Source organism: Vibrio sp. S12_S33 (assembly GCF_963889785.1).
GTDB lineage: Bacteria > Pseudomonadota > Gammaproteobacteria > Enterobacterales > Vibrionaceae > Vibrio > Vibrio aestuarianus.
In genome coordinates, this window is sequence record NZ_CAWPQZ010000236.1 from 1 (window position 1) to 526 (window position 526).

A 526-nucleotide genomic window follows, 5' to 3' on the forward strand; every position below is an offset into this window, starting at 1 on the left:
TCACCACTGCTGTTGCCCGCCGCGTCGCTGATCTGCGCCGTCACGCTGTAATCACCTTCCGCCGCCAAGCTTGGGATGGTGATGTTCGCACTGCCTGTGAGTGTTTCTAATAAGGTTACTTCGTGAGTTTGTACTGTCGTACTGCCATCTGGATTGGTGATGGTTAAGGTCACCGTATCACCCACTTCCACACCCGTTGGAATACTCACCACAGTTTCAACGCCGTCACTGTTCTCTGCCACGTTCACGCTGCCGTCCGCTGCGTCCGCGATGGTAAGCGTTGGCGCCGCAGTTGGTACGGTGACGTCAAAATCAAACGTCACTGGCGCACTCTCACCACTGGTGTTGCCAGCGGCATCCGTAATGCTGCTGGTGATGCTGTAATTACCTTCCGCTGTTAAGCTTGGAATGGTGATGTCGGCGCTGCCATTGGCAAGATCCGCCGCCGTCACGGTGTAGGTTTGCTCCGTGGTGCTACCATCTGGGTTGGTGATGGTTAACGTCACCGTATCGCCCTCTTCCACAC

Annotated in this window: 1 protein-coding gene; it reads right to left on the bottom strand. The window is 55.9% G+C overall.

Translation table 11 applies throughout. From position 1 onward, the window contains the following. Positions 1-526: Ig-like domain-containing protein (locus AACW06_RS20005; RefSeq protein WP_192076384.1), on the bottom strand; the 526-nt coding region annotated here is incomplete at both ends.